This window comes from Nocardia wallacei, from assembly GCF_014466955.1.
In the GTDB taxonomy this organism is placed as follows: Bacteria; Actinomycetota; Actinomycetes; order Mycobacteriales; family Mycobacteriaceae; genus Nocardia; species Nocardia wallacei.
Map to the genome: position 1 here is coordinate 3,381,684 of NZ_AP023396.1, position 17,748 is coordinate 3,399,431.

3 protein-coding genes are annotated in these 17,748 nt (G+C 68.9%); 1 reads left to right on the top strand and 2 read right to left on the bottom strand.

Annotated features, from left to right (window positions below):
- Nucleotides 1-106: 106 nt before the first annotated feature.
- Nucleotides 107-1,189: a hypothetical protein gene (locus NWFMUON74_RS15270; RefSeq protein ID WP_232111037.1), complete on the bottom strand. Its 1,083-nt coding sequence runs from the start codon at nucleotides 1,187-1,189 to the stop codon at nucleotides 107-109.
- 150 nt (nucleotides 1,190-1,339) lie between these two features.
- Nucleotides 1,340-1,621 (bottom strand): hypothetical protein, encoded by a 282-nt coding sequence (locus NWFMUON74_RS15275; protein WP_187688445.1) that lies wholly within the window; start codon nucleotides 1,619-1,621, stop codon nucleotides 1,340-1,342.
- A gap of 1,079 nt (nucleotides 1,622-2,700) precedes the next feature.
- Here NWFMUON74_RS15275 and NWFMUON74_RS15280 point away from each other — a divergent pair.
- Nucleotides 2,701-17,748, top strand: coding sequence for a non-ribosomal peptide synthetase (locus tag NWFMUON74_RS15280; RefSeq protein ID WP_187688446.1), 15,048 nt, complete (start codon nucleotides 2,701-2,703; stop codon nucleotides 17,746-17,748).

Sequence of the window (17,748 nt, forward strand, 5' to 3'; positions counted from 1 at the left end):
GTGGGGGCGGATCGCGGGTGCGCGGACAGCGGCGATCGCACACTGTGGGCTCCTTCCGGTGCGGGACGAGCGGTCGGATTCGTGGCCGCTCAGCAGGTTTCGGTGATCAAGTGGTGGGCAGGGTGAAGGCCGCGGTGCGGACGACGTCGCCATGCTCGAAATCCAGGAACAAGCGGTAGGTGCCGGGACCCGGGACGACGGTGTGGAAGGTGATGTCCGGGCCGGGGGCGGTGACGCCGTCGCCGGGCACGCCGTCGGGATGCACGTGGACATAGGCGAGGTCGCCTGCCCGCAGGATCACCAGGTGCCCGAAGGCGGCCAGATAGGGCTGCAGGTCGGTGACGGGTGCCCCGTCCTTGCGGACGGTGAGGGTGAGCGGGCGGCCCGCGCCCGCGACGAGTTCGCCGTCGAGTGTGACCTCGTAGCCGTCCACGACGACGGTGCGCGTGGGCCGCGGCGCCGGGCGCGGGGCGTATTCGCCCGCGACGGCGAAGTCGGCTCCGAGCGTGATCGTCTTGCCGAGGGCGCGCGGGGCGATGTCGGTGAAGGCGCGGTAGGCCCCCGCCTCCGGCAGGTTCAGCTCGACATGCCAGGTGCCGTCCGCGGTGAGCTCCGGATGCACGTGCCAGAATCCGGTCAGCTCGCGTTGCACCACGATCAGGTGCAGTTGGCGGTCGTGGATGTCGGCGTAGTCGGTCACCGGTTCGCCGTCGGGGCCGAGGATCCGGAACCGGAAGTCGATCGCGCCCACGCCGGCGATCGGCTCCGCGAGCTCCAACGTATAACCGTCCTGCGTGATCTGAAGCCCGCCCGGCAATCCACCCCCGTGCCCCGCATGATCCTCGTGCCCGGCATGGACACCGGCGACGCCGTGCCCGACACGATCACCGTGCGCGGCATGGGCGTCGTGTCCCGCGTGGGCGTCACGTTCCGCATGCGTGACATCGGCATCGTGTTCCGCATGGGTGGCGTGCCGTGCGTCCGTGTCGAGTTCCGTGAGCGCGGTGCGGGTGTCGTGGTCGGCGTGTGTGGTGTGGATGTCGTGGTCGGCGTGTGTGGTGTGGGTGTCGTGTCCCGCGTGCGCCGCGTTGGCGTCGTGTCCCGCGTGGGTGGCGTGTGCCTGGTGGGTGGCGTGTGCCTGTTGGGTGGCGCGTGCCTGGTGGGTGGCGGAGTGAGTCTGTGTGGTCACTGGTTCGGCCTTCCGGGCTTGCTTGTTCGACATCGGTCAAAGTAATACCCCCTAGGGGTATGTGCAAGTGGTGTGGCCGTGATGCGCCTCACCGGCTTGGGGGTTCACCCAAGCCGGGTTCGGCCTCGGCGTCCGCCGGGAGGGCGTCGATCACCGCACCGGGACGCATTCCAGCTGGGAGGGGTCGTAGTAGCGGGCGCGGGCCCGCTCGCACTCCTCCATGTTCGGGTAGGGGCCGGGATCCGGTTTCTGGAAGCGTTCCGCGGAACCGGAGGCCACCGGGGCGGCCGCGTGGCCGCCCGGCGCGGCCACGCGCATCGAGACCGGATCGGTCGATACGAGTACCGGCGCGGCGGCGGCGCCCGCGGACATGGCGGACCAGACCGCGATCCCGGCCAGGGTCACGGTGGCGGCGGCACGGAAAGTGGACATGACGGGGTCCTTTCGCTGGAGTGGCGCACGCTCTGCTGAACGTCGCGGCCAGATGATCGGGCTCGGCACGCGGGACCGGTCCCGCACCGCTCACCCCTACGCGGACGACGCACGGGCCGTCGCCGTCGTCGGCGGGTCGTAAAATGTTGCCGCCATGGCGATGTCGGTGCCGTCGGCTTCCGCGCCGAGCCGAGGTCAGAAGGTCTTTTCGGCGGAATCGCGGACGGCCGGGCGCGTCCTGCCGGAGGCTGGGGCATGGCGAATTTCCGGAGGGTGATTTCACCATCGGCACCGGCCGCTGAGCGGGCGCCGCGCCGGTTGCCGGCGCGGCGATCGAAAAGTCTTCTGAGGCAGGCGAACACGGCGGCGCAATGCCAACCGGTCCGTCCCCGCAGCGGCCGTGCGCCGGATATCGCGCGGCCCGCGAGTGCATACCGCCCGTTCTCGATCACCGGGCGGCGTGCGGTCATCGTCCCCGTTCCGCCGACGCGCACCGACCGGTGGCCGACATAGACGACGATGTGCAGGACGTCCAGTTTGTCCTGGTCCCCGAATTCGGTTGGGTACCTTGACAAATCGGCACCCGAGGGGAACTCTGAGGTATAGACGGGGGTTCCAACGTCGGGGCCGAAGATACATCGCCGTGTTTTACGGGCCTATTTGCTGTGGCCCCGTTTCAGTGTCTCCATTGGCTGGTCCAGGTGATATCACACCGGGCGTATGCGCCCCTGTCGGTACGGATTCCGTTCGAAGCCGAAAGGAGTTTCCGAATGAGTGCAGAAGCCACGGGTGCCGTCCCGAGTCGCCGAGTGTGTCATCGCGGCGTCCGCGCCGACTTACGCTAGGCTACGGTGGTAGCCGCGCGCTACGAGGTATCCTGCTCGCCCCGAGATGTCCAGCAGAACGTGTTCACACCGCTCCTGACCACGACGTGACAGCCGATCGAAAATCTCTCTGGTACACAACAGAACACTCGATTGCGTTCGCTTTTTCTTAATGCTTGGATTCGTCCGATGTGCCTGCACTAAATCCATACGTTCACGGGCTTGTTCGATATGCAATCCGGGAGTTAGGTACCTATGCACGGTTCGACTTCGATTCAGAACGAACTTTGGATCGCTCACGAATTATCGGATATTCCGAACAATTGCGTAGTCTATATCGATATACGCGCCGCATTGGACCGGCATCGCATAGCTACCGCGCTCCGGCAGGTTTTCACCGAATCGGAGCCGCTCCGGGTGAACTTCGTGCGCGCCGCCGACGGGCTCGTGGCCCTGGAGCGGGATATCAGCGACTGGATGCCCGTCCACCTCGACCTCACCACCGAGCCGGATCCGGAGGCGGCGGCCTTCGACCATATGGCTCGCGACCGTGCGTCGGGTTTCGATCTGGAGCGCGATGCATTGCTGCGCGTCACGCTGCTGCGGGTGGGAGAGAACCGCTATTTCCTGTCGGCGTGTTTCCACCACATCATCATGGACGGCGTGGGCGTCGCGGCCTGGGCACAGCGAGTTCTCGACGTATACGACGCGCTGACGACCGGAATTCCGGCCGGACCTTCCGGGTTCGCGAGTATCGACGATATCGTCGAAGACGACCGTGCCTATCGTCGCGACCAATGGGCACGCGACCGCGAGTACTGGCGCCGGCGCCTGCCGCTAGCCGTCGACCCGCTGCGACTCCCCGGCCATGCCGACCCCGACGCGGAGCCCGGACGGCTGGGCCGCACGCACCGCTTCTCCGCCGCGGACCTCGGCCGATTGCTGGGTGCGGCGCGAACCGCCGAGGTCAAGCTGCCGTTCCTGCTCATGTCCGTCGCCGCGGCCGCCGTCCAGCGCTGCGCGCTGCGCGACGAGTTCTGCCTCCAGATGCCGGTATCGAACCGTGTCGGCCGCGCCGGCCGGACGCCGTGCCAACTCTCCGACACCGTTCCCCTGCCCATCGAGTCGAGCCGGGACCTGTCGCTGAGTGAGCTGGCCGCGCGCATCGCCGACACCTTCTCGGAGGCCGCACCGCACCTGCGGTACGGGATACCGGACATTCTGCGAGACAGGCGGTTACCGAACACCGGGGGCAACCCGTTCGGTCCGGTCGTCAATGTCATGTCGTTCTTCGGCGCCCTGCGAATGACCGGCGGCACCGCCGACCTGCAACTGTACTCGGCCGGCAACAGCGGCGATCTGTCGATCGTCTTCTATTACGAAAGACGGTCGGAGCGTGGGGGATACCTGCGGCTGGAGGGGGACGCCCGCACGTATACCGACGAGGATCTGCGCACCTACCTCGGCTTCCTCGTTCGCTATCTCCGGCAGGCGATGTCCGACCCCGATGTGCCGATCGGAGCCGTGGATATTCTCGGCGACGACCGCCGGCTGGTGACGGAACTCTGGAACGAGACGGCGGTGCCGATCGATACCGGCACGACGCTGGTGGGATTGTTCGATGAACGGGTGCGCCGGGCCCCGGATGCGGTGGCGGTGGACGCGGTGGACTCCGACGGAGTCGAACTCTCCTACCGGGATCTGGACGCGCGGGCGAATCGCGTTGCGCGGGAATTGAGCGTGCGCGGTGTCGGCCCGGACAGTGTGGTGGCCGTGGTCCTGCCGAGGTCGGCGGATCTGGTTGTCGCGCTGCTGGCGGTGCTGAAGGCGGGCGGCGCATATCTTCCGCTCGATCCGAGTTATCCGGCGGACCGGTCGGCATTCGTCCTCCGCGATGCCGCACCGGTCGCGGTTCTCACCGACACCGGCACCTCGAAGGCACTGCCGGACAGCGATATTCCGCTCGTTCTTCTCGACGGGATCGGCACGGATCTCCCGGACGAACAGGCAGCGTTACCCGGACCACGCCCGGGCAATCTCGCCTATGTGATCTACACGTCCGGCTCCACCGGAACACCGAAGGGCGTCGCCGTCACCCACCGCAATGTGGTCTCGCTGTTTCTCGGCACCGCGTCGTGGTGCGAATTCGGTTCCGAGGATGTCTGGGCATGGTGTCATTCTCAGGCGTTCGACTTCTCCGTCTGGGAAATCTGGGGCGCGTTGCTGCACGGTGGCCGGGTCGTGGTCGTGCCGTGGGACGTGGTGCGCACCCCCGCGCAGTTGTGGGACCTGGTGGTGGACAAGGGAATTACCGTCCTCAACCAGACCCCATCGGCCTTCCGTGCCTTGGCGGAAGCCCGATTATTACGCGACAGGTCCGATTCGGCGCTGCGCATGGTGATATTCGGCGGAGAAGCCTTGCGGGACACGCATTTACGGCCGTGGCGTGCGGCCGGTGGCTCCGATGCTCCGGTCCTGGTGAACATGTACGGAATCACCGAGACCACGGTGCACGTGACGAGGCTGGACCTGTCGACGGCGCCCGATATCGCGGCAGTCAGCCCTATCGGTACTCCGTTGGCGAATGTCCGTGTGTTCGTGTTGGATTCGTGGCTGGCGCCGGTTGCGGTGGGGGTGGCGGGTGAGTTGTATGTGGCCGGTGCGCAGGTGGCTCGTGGGTATCTCGGTCGTTCCGGGTTGACGGCTGGGCGGTTCGTGGCCGATCCGTTCGGTGTGGGTGGGCGGTTGTATCGCACGGGTGATGTGGTGCGGTGGAATGCCGACGGGCGGTTGGAGTTCGTGGGTCGTGCTGATGATCAGGTGAAGGTCCGGGGTTTCCGGGTCGAGCCGGGCGAGGTGGAAGCCGCGCTGGCACAGCATCCTTCGGTAGCACAGGTAGTCGTGACCGGTCGTGACATCGGTGGCGATACGCAGCTGGTCGGGTACGTCGTGGTCGACCGTGGCAGTGCGGTCGGTGGCGGCGAGGTGCGCCGGTGGGTGGCCGCTCGGCTGCCGGAATTCATGGTCCCGGCCGTGGTGACGGTGCTCGAGTCGATTCCGTTGACCGCCAACGGGAAAGTGGATCGGCGAGCGCTGCCGAACCCCGTGCTCACGTCCGCGGCGAAGTTTCGAGCGCCGGGCAGCGAGCGCGAGCGGGTACTGGCCGAGTTGTTCGCCGAAGTCCTGGAACTCGATCGGGTGGGCGTCGACGACAACTTCTTCGAGCTGGGCGGGCACTCGCTGCGGGCGACTCGTCTGGTGAGCCGTATCCGCGTGGTACTGGGTATCGAGGTGTCCATCCGCACCGTGTTCGACGCTTCGACGGTGGCGCGGTTGGCGGCCCGGCTGGACGCCGGCGCGCAGGTACGACCCGCGCTGTCGGTCAGGCCGCGGCCGGAAGTCGTCCCGTTGTCGTTCGCGCAGCGGCGGTTATGGTTCCTGCATCGGCTCGAGGGTCCTTCGGCCACCTACAACATCCCCATCGCCGCCCGGCTGCGAGGGCAGTTCGATCCGGCGGCGTTCGTTGCGGCGCTGGGTGATGTCGTCGCGCGGCACGAGAGTTTGCGGACCGTTTTCACCGAGGTCGACGGCGTGCCTTCGCAGCAAGTGCTCGAGGTCGCCGATCTAGACCTGCCCGTGACGGTCGCGGATACCGGTGATCTGGACGCGGCGATGGCCTCCGCGCTCGGCCATCACTTCGATCTGTCCACCGAGATCCCCCTCCGCGCGTCCGTATTCCGTTCCGGCAGCAGCGAATACGCAGTCGTCCTGCTGCTCCACCACATCGCCGCCGACGGACTGTCGGCGGCGGTGCTGCTCCGCGACCTGTCGACGGCGTACACCGCGCGGCGAGCGGGCCACCCGCCGGAGTGGTCGCCGTTGCCGGTGCAGTACGTCGATTACACCCTGTGGCAACAGGAATGGCTGGGCGCGAGCACGGATCCCGACAGCACCCTGTCGCGCCAGTTCGAGTATTGGCGCCGCGAGCTGGACGGCCTGCCGGAGCAGCTGTCGTTACCGACCGACCGGCCCCGGCCGCGCGTGGCATCCTATCGCGGCGACATGGTGCTGTTCGGCATCGATCCCGAGATCCGCGCCGCGGTGGAACACCTGGCCGTTCGTGAGGGCGCGACGGTGTCGATGGTGTTGCAGTCGGCACTGGCGGTGTTGTTGTTCAAACTCGGTGCGGGGGAGGATATCCCGATCGGGTCGCCGATCGCCGGGCGCACCGACGCGGCGGCGGCCGACCTGGTCGGATTCTTCGTCAACACGTGGGTGCTGCGCGCGGCGGTCGCTCCGGGCGCCGCGTTCACCGAGTTGCTGGCTCAGGTGCGGGCGAAAGCGCTGGCCGCCTACGAGAACCAGGACGCGCCGTTCGAGTTGCTGGTCGAACTGCTCAATCCCGCCCGCTCGGCGGCGCACCACCCGCTGTTCCAGGTGCTGCTGAGCTTCCAGGACAACACCCTGGCGACGCTGGAGCTGCCGGGAGCCGACCTCGAGCCCAGGCCGCTCACCACCACGACCGCACGTTTCGATCTGACCGTCAATATCGGCGATGCCGCCGGCGCCGCCGGGTGGGACGGGTTCATCGAATACGCCACGGATCTGTTCGACCGGTCCACGGTCGAGGCGATGGCGGCGCGTCTGGTGCGGATACTGCGGCAACTGATCGCCGACCCGGGCGCCGCCGTCGGGTCGATCGATGTGCTCGGTGCCGAGGAACGCGAACGGGTGGTGCGCCGGTGGAACGACACCACCGCCGAGGTTCCGGGCGGCACCGTGGTCGACTCGGTGCGAGCGCAGGTCACCCGTACCCCGGACGCGGTGGCCCTGTACTGCGGTGACGCGACCCTGTCGTACCGGGAACTCGATGCTCGGGCCGACCGGCTGGCGCGGTCGCTGACCTCGTGCGGAGTCGGCCCGGATACCGTGGTCGCGGTGGCGCTGCCGCGGTCGGCGGAGCTGATCGTGGCGGTGCTGGCCGTGCTGAAGGCGGGCGGCGCGTATCTGCCGATCGATCCGGCCTATCCGTCGGATCGGCTGGCATTCGTCCTCGCCGACGCCGCGCCGGTTCTCGTCGTGACCGACTCCGCCACCGCGAAAATCCTGCCGGACAACGGATTACCGCGACTTCGCGTGGAGACGCCCGAGCGGGCCGAAGCGCCCGAGCCACCCGTTCGGGCCGCGGCGGCGCGTCCGCAGAACCTGGCCTACGTCATCTACACCTCCGGTTCGACCGGCGTACCGAAGGGCGTCGGCATCACCCACCGGAACCTGCTGAATCTGGCAGCCCAGAGCTGGTCGGCCGGGCCGGGGGAACGCGTGCTGGTGCATTCGTCGATCGCCTTCGATGCGTCCACCTACGAGATCTGGCCGGCGCTGATCAGCGGCGGCGCACTGGTCGTGGCCACCGAGCAGCGCTCGGACCCCGCCGAGATCGCCCACCTGATCGGTACTCGATCGGTGACGAAGATGTTCGCGACTCCGGCGTTGCTGTCCGCGCTGCTCGATCGGGTGGAGTCCGTGCCTGGCACTGCCTTGCGCAGCCTGACCCAGGTGATCGCCGGTGGCGCCGAACTGACCGCCCCGGTCGCGCGCCGAATGAACGCCGTTGCCGCGACGGCCAATGGCTACGGCCCGACGGAGACCACGGTATTCGCCACCACGCACCCGGTGGGGAGGATCACCGGAGACACCTCGGTGCCTATCGGTACTCCGTTGGCGAATGTCCGTGTGTTCGTGTTGGATTCGTGGCTGGCGCCGGTTGCGGTGGGGGTGGCGGGTGAGTTGTATGTGGCCGGTGCGCAGGTGGCTCGTGGGTATCTCGGTCGTTCCGGGTTGACGGCTGGGCGGTTCGTGGCCGATCCGTTCGGTGTGGGTGGGCGGTTGTATCGCACGGGTGATGTGGTGCGGTGGAATGCCGACGGGCGGTTGGAGTTCGTGGGTCGTGCTGATGATCAGGTGAAGGTCCGGGGTTTCCGGGTCGAGCCGGGCGAGGTGGAAGCCGCGCTGATACAGCATCCTTCGGTGTCGCGCGCCGTCGTGACGGCCCGTGCCACCGATTCCGGCGGCAATCGGCTGTTCGCGTACATCGTCGCCGATCCCGGCAGCCCCGCCGACGGTGACCAGGTGCGTCGGTGGGTGGCCGCGCGGCTGCCGGAATTCATGGTCCCGGCCGTGGTGACGGTGCTCGAGTCGATTCCGTTGACCGCCAACGGAAAAGTGGACCGCGCGGCCCTGCCCGAACCGGAATTCACCGCGACGACCGACTATCGCGCGCCGGCCACCGAACGCGAGCGGGTCCTGGCCGGACTGTTCGCCGACGTCCTCGGCCGCGACCGGGTCGGCGCGGACGACAGCTTCTTCGCCCTCGGCGGCCACTCCCTGCTGGCGACCCGGCTGGTCAGCCGAATCCGGACGGCGCTGGGCATCGAGGTGCCCATCCGGACGGTCTTCGACGCGCCCACCGTCGCACAACTCGCCCAGCGAATGGACACCGGCGCCCAGGTGCGTCCGGCGCTGGCGCCACGGCCGCGGCCGGAGGTCGTGCCGCTGTCGTTCGCGCAGCGACGGCTGTGGTTCATCCACCGGCTGGAGGGCCGGTCCGCCACCTACAACATGGCCTTGGCGGTGCGCCTGCGTGGCGCCGACCTCGCGGTTCTACGGGCCGCGATCGGTGATGTGGTCGCCCGGCACGAGAGCCTCCGTACCATCTTCGCCGACGTCGACGGCGAACCCTCGCAGCGCGTGCTCGACTCGAACACCGTAGCTGTGCCGTTCACCGTAACCACCACGCCCGCAACGGAACTGGAGCCGCAAGTCACCGCGGCGGCCCGGTACGGATTCGACCTGTCCAGCGAGATTCCCCTGCGCGCCACCGTCTTCGCCGATGACTCCGGCGAGTGCGTGCTCGTTCTGCTGCTTCACCACATCGCCGGAGACGGCTGGTCGTTGACGCCCTTGCTGAGCGATCTGTCGACGGCCTACGCCGCACGCCTGGAGTACCGGGCGCCGGAGTGGTCGCCGTTACCCGTGCAGTACGTGGATTACACGCTGTGGCAACGAGAACTGCTCGGCTCGGCCGATGATCCGGACAGTGTGCTGTCCCGTCAGTTCGAGTACTGGCGGCGTGAACTCGACGGACTACCCGAGCAATTGCGCCTGCCGACCGACCGGCCCCGGCCGCGGGTCGCGAGCTACCGCGGCGACATGGCCCATTTCACCATCGACCTCCCGACCCGGGCGGCGGTGGAGCGGCTGGCGGCCCGCGAGGGCGCGACGGTGTCGATGGTGTTGCAGTCCGCTCTGGCCGTGCTGTTGGCCAAACTCGGTGCGGGACAGGACATCCCGATCGGGTCGCCCATCGCGGGCCGCACCGACGAGGCCCTGGCCGGCCTGGTGGGCTTCTTCGTCAACACCTGGGTGCTGCGGACCGAGGTCACACCGGAGGCTCTGTTCACCGAGATCGTGGCCCAGGTCCGCGACAAGGCGCTGGCCGCCTACGAGAATCAGGATCTGCCGTTCGAACTACTGGTAGAACTGCTCAACCCGGCCCGCTCGGCGGCGCATCATCCGCTCTTCCAGGTGTCGCTGGCATTCCAGAACAACACCCTGCCCGCCCTGGAGCTGACCGGTGTGCGGGCCGAACCCTGCCCCGCGCCTACCGGCACCTCCCGCTTCGACCTGTTCTTCAATATCGCGGATGCTCCGGCCGGTCGGGAGTGGAGCTGTTTCGTGGAGTACGCGACCGAACTGTTCGACCGGCCCACCGTGGAGGCCATGGCGCGGCGATTGGTGCGCGTGCTGCGGCTGGCCGTGGCCGATCCGGACACCCCGGTCGGGGCCATCGATGTGCTCGGCGCCGACGAGCGGGAATCGGTCCTGCGCCGGTGGAACGACACGACCGTGGCGGTCCCGCAGACGACGCTGGTCGGCCTGTTCGCTGCCCAGGTCGCGACCCGCCCGGACACCGTCGCCGTGGTCTGCGGCGACACCGAATTGTCCTACCGGGAGCTGGATATTCGCGCGGATCGGCTGGCGCGCGCCCTGATCGCTCGCGGGGTGGGCCCGGACACGGTTGTGGCGGTCGCGCTCCCCAGGTCCGCGGAGTTGCTCGTGGCGCTGGTCGCGGTGCTGAAGGCCGGTGGCGCGTATCTGCCGATCGATCCGGCCTATCCGTCGGATCGGCTGGCGTTCGTACTCACCGACGCCGAGCCGGTCGTCATCGTCACCGATCGGCCGACCGCGAAAGTCCTGCCACCCAACGACTTACCGCAGCTGCATCTCGGCACCACCGATCGCACGGACACGCACGACCACCGCGCGGACGTCGCGGTGCGGCCGCAGCACCTGGCCTACGTCATCTACACGTCCGGTTCGACCGGTGTGCCGAAGGGTGTCGGAATCACGCACGGGAACGTGGTGAATCTGCTCGCCCAGGCATGGACGGTGACGCCGGCGGATCGGGTGCTGGCGCATTCGTCGGTGGCGTTCGACGCCTCCGCCTACGAGATCTGGCCCGCGCTGACCGGTGGTGCGACGGTGGTCGTCGCGAGCGCGGAACGATCCGATCCCCGCGAGATCACCGAGCTGGTCCGGTCGCGATCGGTGACGAAGATGTTCGCGACCCCGCCCTTGCTGACGGCCCTGGTGGACCACCTGGATACCGTGCCCGGCACGCCCTTCGAGAGTTTGACCCGCATCGCTACCGGCGCCGACGTATTGACCGGCGAACTGGCCGACGCGCTGAAAGCCGCACGCCCGGGCCTGCGCATCGACAATCTCTACGGACCGACCGAGGCGACGGTCGATGTCACGGCACTGGCCGTCCCCGACGGCGTGACCGGTCCGGTGCCGATCGGCGCCCCGGTGGCCAATACCCAAGTGTTCGTGCTGGATTCGTGGCTGCGGCCGGTGCCCGTGGGAGTTCCGGGCGAGCTGTATGTGGCCGGGGCACAGGTGGCCCGCGGGTATCGCGGGCGGGCCGCGCTGACCGCGACGCGATTCGTGGCCGACCCGTTCGAGGCGGGCGGCCGGATGTACCGCACGGGCGACGTGGTGCGCTGGAACTCGGGCGGTCGGCTGGAGTTCGTCGGACGGGCCGACGATCAGGTGAAGATCCGCGGCTTCCGCGTCGAGCCCGGCGAGGTGGAAACCGTACTGGCACACCACCCTTCGGTCTCGCAGGCGGTGGTGGTGGCGCGCGACACCGAGACCGGCGGCAAGCAGTTGGTCGCGTATGTGGTCGCCGACGGCCGCGGATCGGCCGTCGGCGAGGACGAATTGGTCGGCCAGTGGCGCCGGGTCTACGACGGCCTGTATTCCGGCGCCGACGCTCCCGGTGTCGAGAACACCGGTCCGGCCGCCGAATTCGGCGCCGACTTCTCCGGCTGGAACAGCAGCTACACCGGTGCGCCCATCCCGATCGAGCAGATGCAGGAATGGCGGGCCGCGACCGTCGACCGAATCCGCGAACTGCGCCCCCGGCGGGTGCTCGAGATCGGTGTCGGCACGGGACTGCTGCTGTCGCAGCTGGCGCCCGACTGCGAACAGTATCGGGCGACGGACTTCTCCGCGGCCACCATCGCGACCCTCGAACGACAATTGCGCGAACTCGGCGCCGACTGGACCGAGCGGGTCCAGCTCGAGGTCCGGACCGCCGTGGACATGCTCGGGCTGCCGGAGAACCATTTCGACACGGTGGTGCTGAACTCCGTCATCCAGTACTTCCCCGGTGAGGCGTACCTGCGCCGGGTGCTCGAGCAGGCGCTGCGGCTGCTGGCTCCCGGCGGTGCGATATTCGTCGGTGACGTCCGCAACCTGGCGCTGCTCGAGGAATTCGCCACCGCGGTACAGCTCGCCCGGCACGGCGCGGGCGATGCCGCGACGATCGGCCGGCGGGTGCGCCGGGATATCGCCGCCGAACAGGAACTCCTGGTGGCCCCCGAGTACTTCGTGAGCCTGAGCCGCGCGGCCGTCGATGTCGATGGGGTCGATATCGGACTCGAGCGCGGCCACTGGCTCAACGAATTGAGCCGGTACCGGTACGACGTCGTGCTGCACAAGTCACCGTCACGGCCGCTGTCGGCCGCCGACCTGCCGGAGATCGAGTTCCGCGACCGGGACCGGCTGTGCGAGGTGCTGCGGGATCGTCACCGTGATGGCGTTCGCGTCACCGGGATTCCGCACGCCGGACTGATCGATGAGGTCGAAGCCGCCCGCCGCGTCCGCAGCGGCCGCCTCGGCGACGGCATCGAGCAGCTCGCGGTCGGTTTCGAAGGCGTGCTCGCCGCGACGGCCGAGCGGCCGGGCGGCGGTGTGCTGCCGGAGGATCTGCACGCGCTGGGACAGCGATTCGGCTACAGGACCGCGGTCACCTGGTCGAAGGATCCGGATCGGATGGACGCGGTGTTCATCGATGCCGAGGTCGCCCGTGGCCGCGCGCTGACCGATGTCTACCAGCCGTCCGGTCCGCTGGAGGACCGGGCGGCGCAGACCAACAACCCGCAGATCGGCCTGCTGGCCGCCGATGTGCGCCGATTCGCCGAGGCGCGCCTGCCGGAATTCATGGTGCCCGCGGCGGTGCTGGTGATCGACTCGGTGCCCTTGACGGCGAGCGGGAAACTCGATCGCCGGGCCCTGCCGGATCCGGAGTTCGCCTCGTCGGTGGCCTACCGGCCGCCCGGCAGCGTCGAGGAACAGCTGCTGGCGGACCTGTTCGCCGAGGTGCTGGGGCTCGACCGGGTCGGCGTGGACGACAACTTCTTCGCGCTGGGCGGCCACTCGCTGCTGGCGACCCGCCTGGTCAGCCGCATCCGCGCGGTGCTGGGCGTGGAAGTGCCGATCCGGACCGTCTTCGATGCCCCGACCGTCGCGGAGCTGGCGGCCGGGCTGGACACGGGCGCGCGGGTGCGCCCGCCCCTGGCGCCCCGGCCGCGCCCCGATGTGGTGCCCCTGTCGTTCGCCCAGCGGCGCCTGTGGTTCATCCACCGGCTCGAGGGACTCTCAGCGACCTACAACATCGCGTTGGCGCTGCGATTGACCGGCGACTTCGATGTGGCGGCCGCCCGGGCCGCGGTCGGCGATGTGCTGGCCCGGCACGAGAGCCTGCGGACGATCTTCTTCGAGGACGACGGCACGCCCGCGCAGCGCGTGCTCGATGCCGCCCAGCTGGTGGCGCCGGTGACCGTGAACGACGTCGACGCCGCCGAGCTGGACGCGGCGGTGACCGCCTCGGTGCGGTACGGATTCGAGCTGTCCTCGGAAATCCCGCTCCGCACCACCGTCTTTCGCGTCGGCGCGCGGGACTGCGTGCTGGTGGTGCTGATTCATCACATCGCCGCCGACGGCTGGTCGATGACGCCACTGCTGCGGGATCTGGCCACGGCCTACACGGCGCGACTGGCCGGGCACGCGCCGCAGTGGGAGCCGCTGCCGGTGCAGTACGCCGATTACACGCTGTGGCAACAGGAACTACTGGGCTCGCATCTCGATCGCGACAGCGTGCTGTTCCAGCAGTTCGAATACTGGCGTCGCGAATTGGACGGCGTACCCGAGCAATTGCGGTTGCCGACCGACCGGCCGCGCGGACGGGTGGCCGACTATCGGGGCGACATGGTCCTGTTCTCCATCGATGTCGATACCCGGGCGGCGGTGGAGCGGCTGGCGGCGCGCGAGGGCGCGACGGTGTCGATGGTGTTGCAGTCCGCCTTGGCGGTGCTGTTGTTCAAACTCGGTGCGGGAGACGATATTCCGATCGGGTCACCGATCGCCGGGCGCACCGATCAGGCTCTGGCCGAGCTGGTGGGCTTCTTCGTCAATTCCTGGGTGCTGCGGGCGCGAGTGGATCCGGCCGCCTCCTTCGCCGAGACGCTGGGGCAGGTCCGGGCGAAGGCGCTGGCGGCGTACGAGAATCAGGACATTCCGTTCGAGCTGCTGGTCGAATTGCTCAACCCGGTGCGGTCGGCGGCGCATCATCCGCTGTTCCAGGTGTCGCTGGCGTTTCAGAACAACGCACTGCCGGTGCTGGAATTGCCCAATGTGCGAATCGAGCCGTATCCGGCGTATACCGCGACGGCACGGTTCGACATGTTCTTCAACATCACCGACGCCCCGGCCGGGCGGGAATGGGCCGGTCTCGTCGAATACGCGACCGGGTTGTTCGATCGATCCACGGTCGAGGCCATGGCGGATCGGTTCGTCCGGATCCTGCGCCGGATCGGGTCCGATCCGGGTACGCCGGTGGGAGCGATCGATGTGCTCGGCGGCCCGGAGCGGGAACTGCTGTTGCGTCGGCGCAACGACACCGCCGCACCGCTCGCCGACACCACACTGGCCGCGTTGTTCGAGGCCCAGGCCGCCCGCACCCCGGACGCGGTCGCGGTCGTCGGTGCCGACACGACCCTGACGTATCGGGAACTCGACAGCCGCGCGGCGGACTTGGCGCGGTCGTTGCGCGCGGGCGGCGTGGTCCCGGACGCGGTCGCCGCGATCGCTCTACCGAGATCGGCGGCATTGATCGTGGCGATGCTGGCCGTGTCGAAAGCCGGTGGCGCGTATCTGCCGATCGATCCGGCCTATCCGCCGGAGCGGCTGGAATTCATTCTCACCGATGCCGCGCCGGTCCTCGTCGTGACCGACTCCGCCACCGCCGCCGGACTGCCGCCCACCGCGACGCCGCGCCTGTGTCTGGATGCCCCGCGTTCCGGCGGCACGAACGGCCGGCTGCGGTCCGCGGCGCGGCCGGGGAATCTGGCCTACGTCGTCTACACCTCGGGGTCCACCGGTGTCCCGAAGGGCGTGGGAATCACCCACGCCAACATGGTCAATCTCATTTCCGGGGCGTGGCGGACGGGGACGAGCGACCGGGTGCTGGCGCAGTCGTCGATCGCCTTCGACGCGTCGACCTACGAGATCTGGCCCACGCTGTGCGGCGGCGCGACGGTGGTGGTGACGAGCGCCGAGCGCTCGGATCCGGCGGAGATCACCCGGCTGATCCAAACCTGGTCGGTGACAAAGATGTTCGCGACCCCGCCGCTGCTGGCGGCCCTGCTCGACCATGCCGGATCGGTGCCCGGCACACCGCTGGCCACGCTGGAGCGGATCATGTGCGGCGGCGCCGAGCTGACCGGGGACGTGGTGCACGCCCTGCACGCGAAATACCCCGGCACCGGGGTCGTGAACGGTTACGGCCCCGCCGAGACGACGGCCTGCGTGACCGAGCACGATGCCGTGGCGGGTGACGACGGTACCGTCCCGATCGGGCGCCCCGCGCGCAACGTGCGTGTGTTCGTGCTGGATTCGTGGTTGATGCCGGTTGCGGTGGGGGTTGTGGGTGAGTTGTATGTGGCTGGTGCGCAGGTGGCGCGGGGGTATCTGGGGCGGGCGGGGTTGACGGCGTCGCGGTTTGTGGCGGATCCGTTCGATGCGGGCGGCCGGTTGTATCGGACGGGTGATGTGGTGCGGTGGAATGTGGTGGGGGAGTTGGAGTTCGTGGGGCGGGTTGATGATCAGGTGAAGATTCGTGGTTTCCGGGTGGAGCCGGGTGAGGTGGAAGCGGCGCTGGCGCAGCATCCCTCGGTGTCGCAGGCCGTCGTGACCGCCCGTGACACCGGTTCCGGCGACAAACAGCTGATCGCGTACGTCGTCGCCGACAGATCCGGTCCGCGCCTCGGCGAGGACGATCTGGTCGGCGAGTGGCGGCAGGTGTACGACGACCTGTACGTCGGCAACGGCAACGGGCACGACAAGCCCGCGTTCGGCGGGGACTTCGGTGGCTGGAACAGCAGCTACACCGGGAAACCGATCCCGCTGGCGCAGATGCGGGAATGGCGCGCGGCCACCGTCGAGCGCATCCGGGAACTGTCGCCGCGCCGGGTGCTGGAGATAGGCGTGGGTTCGGGCCTGCTGTTGTCGCAACTCGCCCCGGAATGCGAACAGTACTGGGCCACCGACCTTTCCGCCGCCACCATCGGCACGCTGCGGGAGCAGCTGCGCGGCCTGGGCGCGGGCTGGGCCGACCGGGTGGTCACGAGCGTCCAGGCGGCCGACGATACGAGCGGATTGCCGGACCACCACTTCGACACCGTCGTGCTGAACTCCGTGGTCCAGTATTTCCCCGGCGAGTCCTACCTGCGCCGGGTCCTCGAGGGTGTGCGGCGAGTGCTGGCCCCCGGCGGCGCCGTATTCGTCGGCGACGTGCGCAATCTCGCGCTGCTGGAACCGTTCACCACCGCGGTCGAGATCACCCGCCACGGCGGCGACGACCCCGACGCCGTCCGGGACCGGGTCCGCCGCGGCATGTCGGCCGAGAAGGAACTGCTGATCGCGCCGGAATACTTCGTGGGCCTGTGCGGTGAGGCGGGCGGTTTCGGCGCCGTCGACATCGAACTCGAGCGCGGCCGCGCGGTCAACGAGCTGACCCGGTACCGCTACGACGTCGTACTGCGCCCGGCTACGGCCGACGCGCTGTCGGTCGCCGCCGTGCCGAAAGTCGCGTTCCGGGACCGTGATTCGTTACGCGAGCTGCTCGAAACCCCGCACCCGGACGGTATTCGCGTCACCGGCATTCCGCGCGCCGGGCTGCTGGGCGAAGTCGAGGCCACCCGGCGCATCCGGGCGGGCCGTCCGGTCTCGCTCGATCAGCTCGACGACCCCGACGGGTCCGGTCTGCTGCCCGAGGATCTGCACGGGCTCGGCCGGCGATACGGGTACCGCACCGCGGTGACCTGGTCCGCGGAGCCCGATCGGATGGACGCCGTCTTCCTCGACGCCGCGACCGCGCGGCACCGCCCGCTGACCGACGTCTACCTGCCCACGGCCGCCGTGGGCAACCCGGCCGCATACGTGAACAACCCGCAGGACCTGCTCCTGCCGGCCGATCTGCGCAGGCTGGCCGCCGAGCGGCTGCCGCAGTTCATGGTGCCCGCGGTGGTGATGGTGCTCGACTCGATGCCGTTGACCGCCAACGGAAAACTCGATCGCGCCGCGCTGCCCGAACCGGAATTCATCTCCTCGACGCGCTACCGCCCTCCGAGCGGTGAGCGGGAACGGGTCCTCGCCGAGTTGTTCGCCGAGATCCTCGGTCGCGACCGGGTCGGCGTGGACGACGACTTCTTCGTGCTGGGCGGCCATTCGCTGCTGGCGACCCGGCTGGTCAGCCGGATCCGGGCGGTGCTGGGGGTGGAGGTTCCGGTGCGGGTGATCTTCGACGCTCCGACCGTCGCGCAACTCGCACAGCGGTGGGACGAGCTGGCCCCCTCTCGGCGACCGGCGCTGCGCAGGATGAACAGAGAGGTGGTCTGA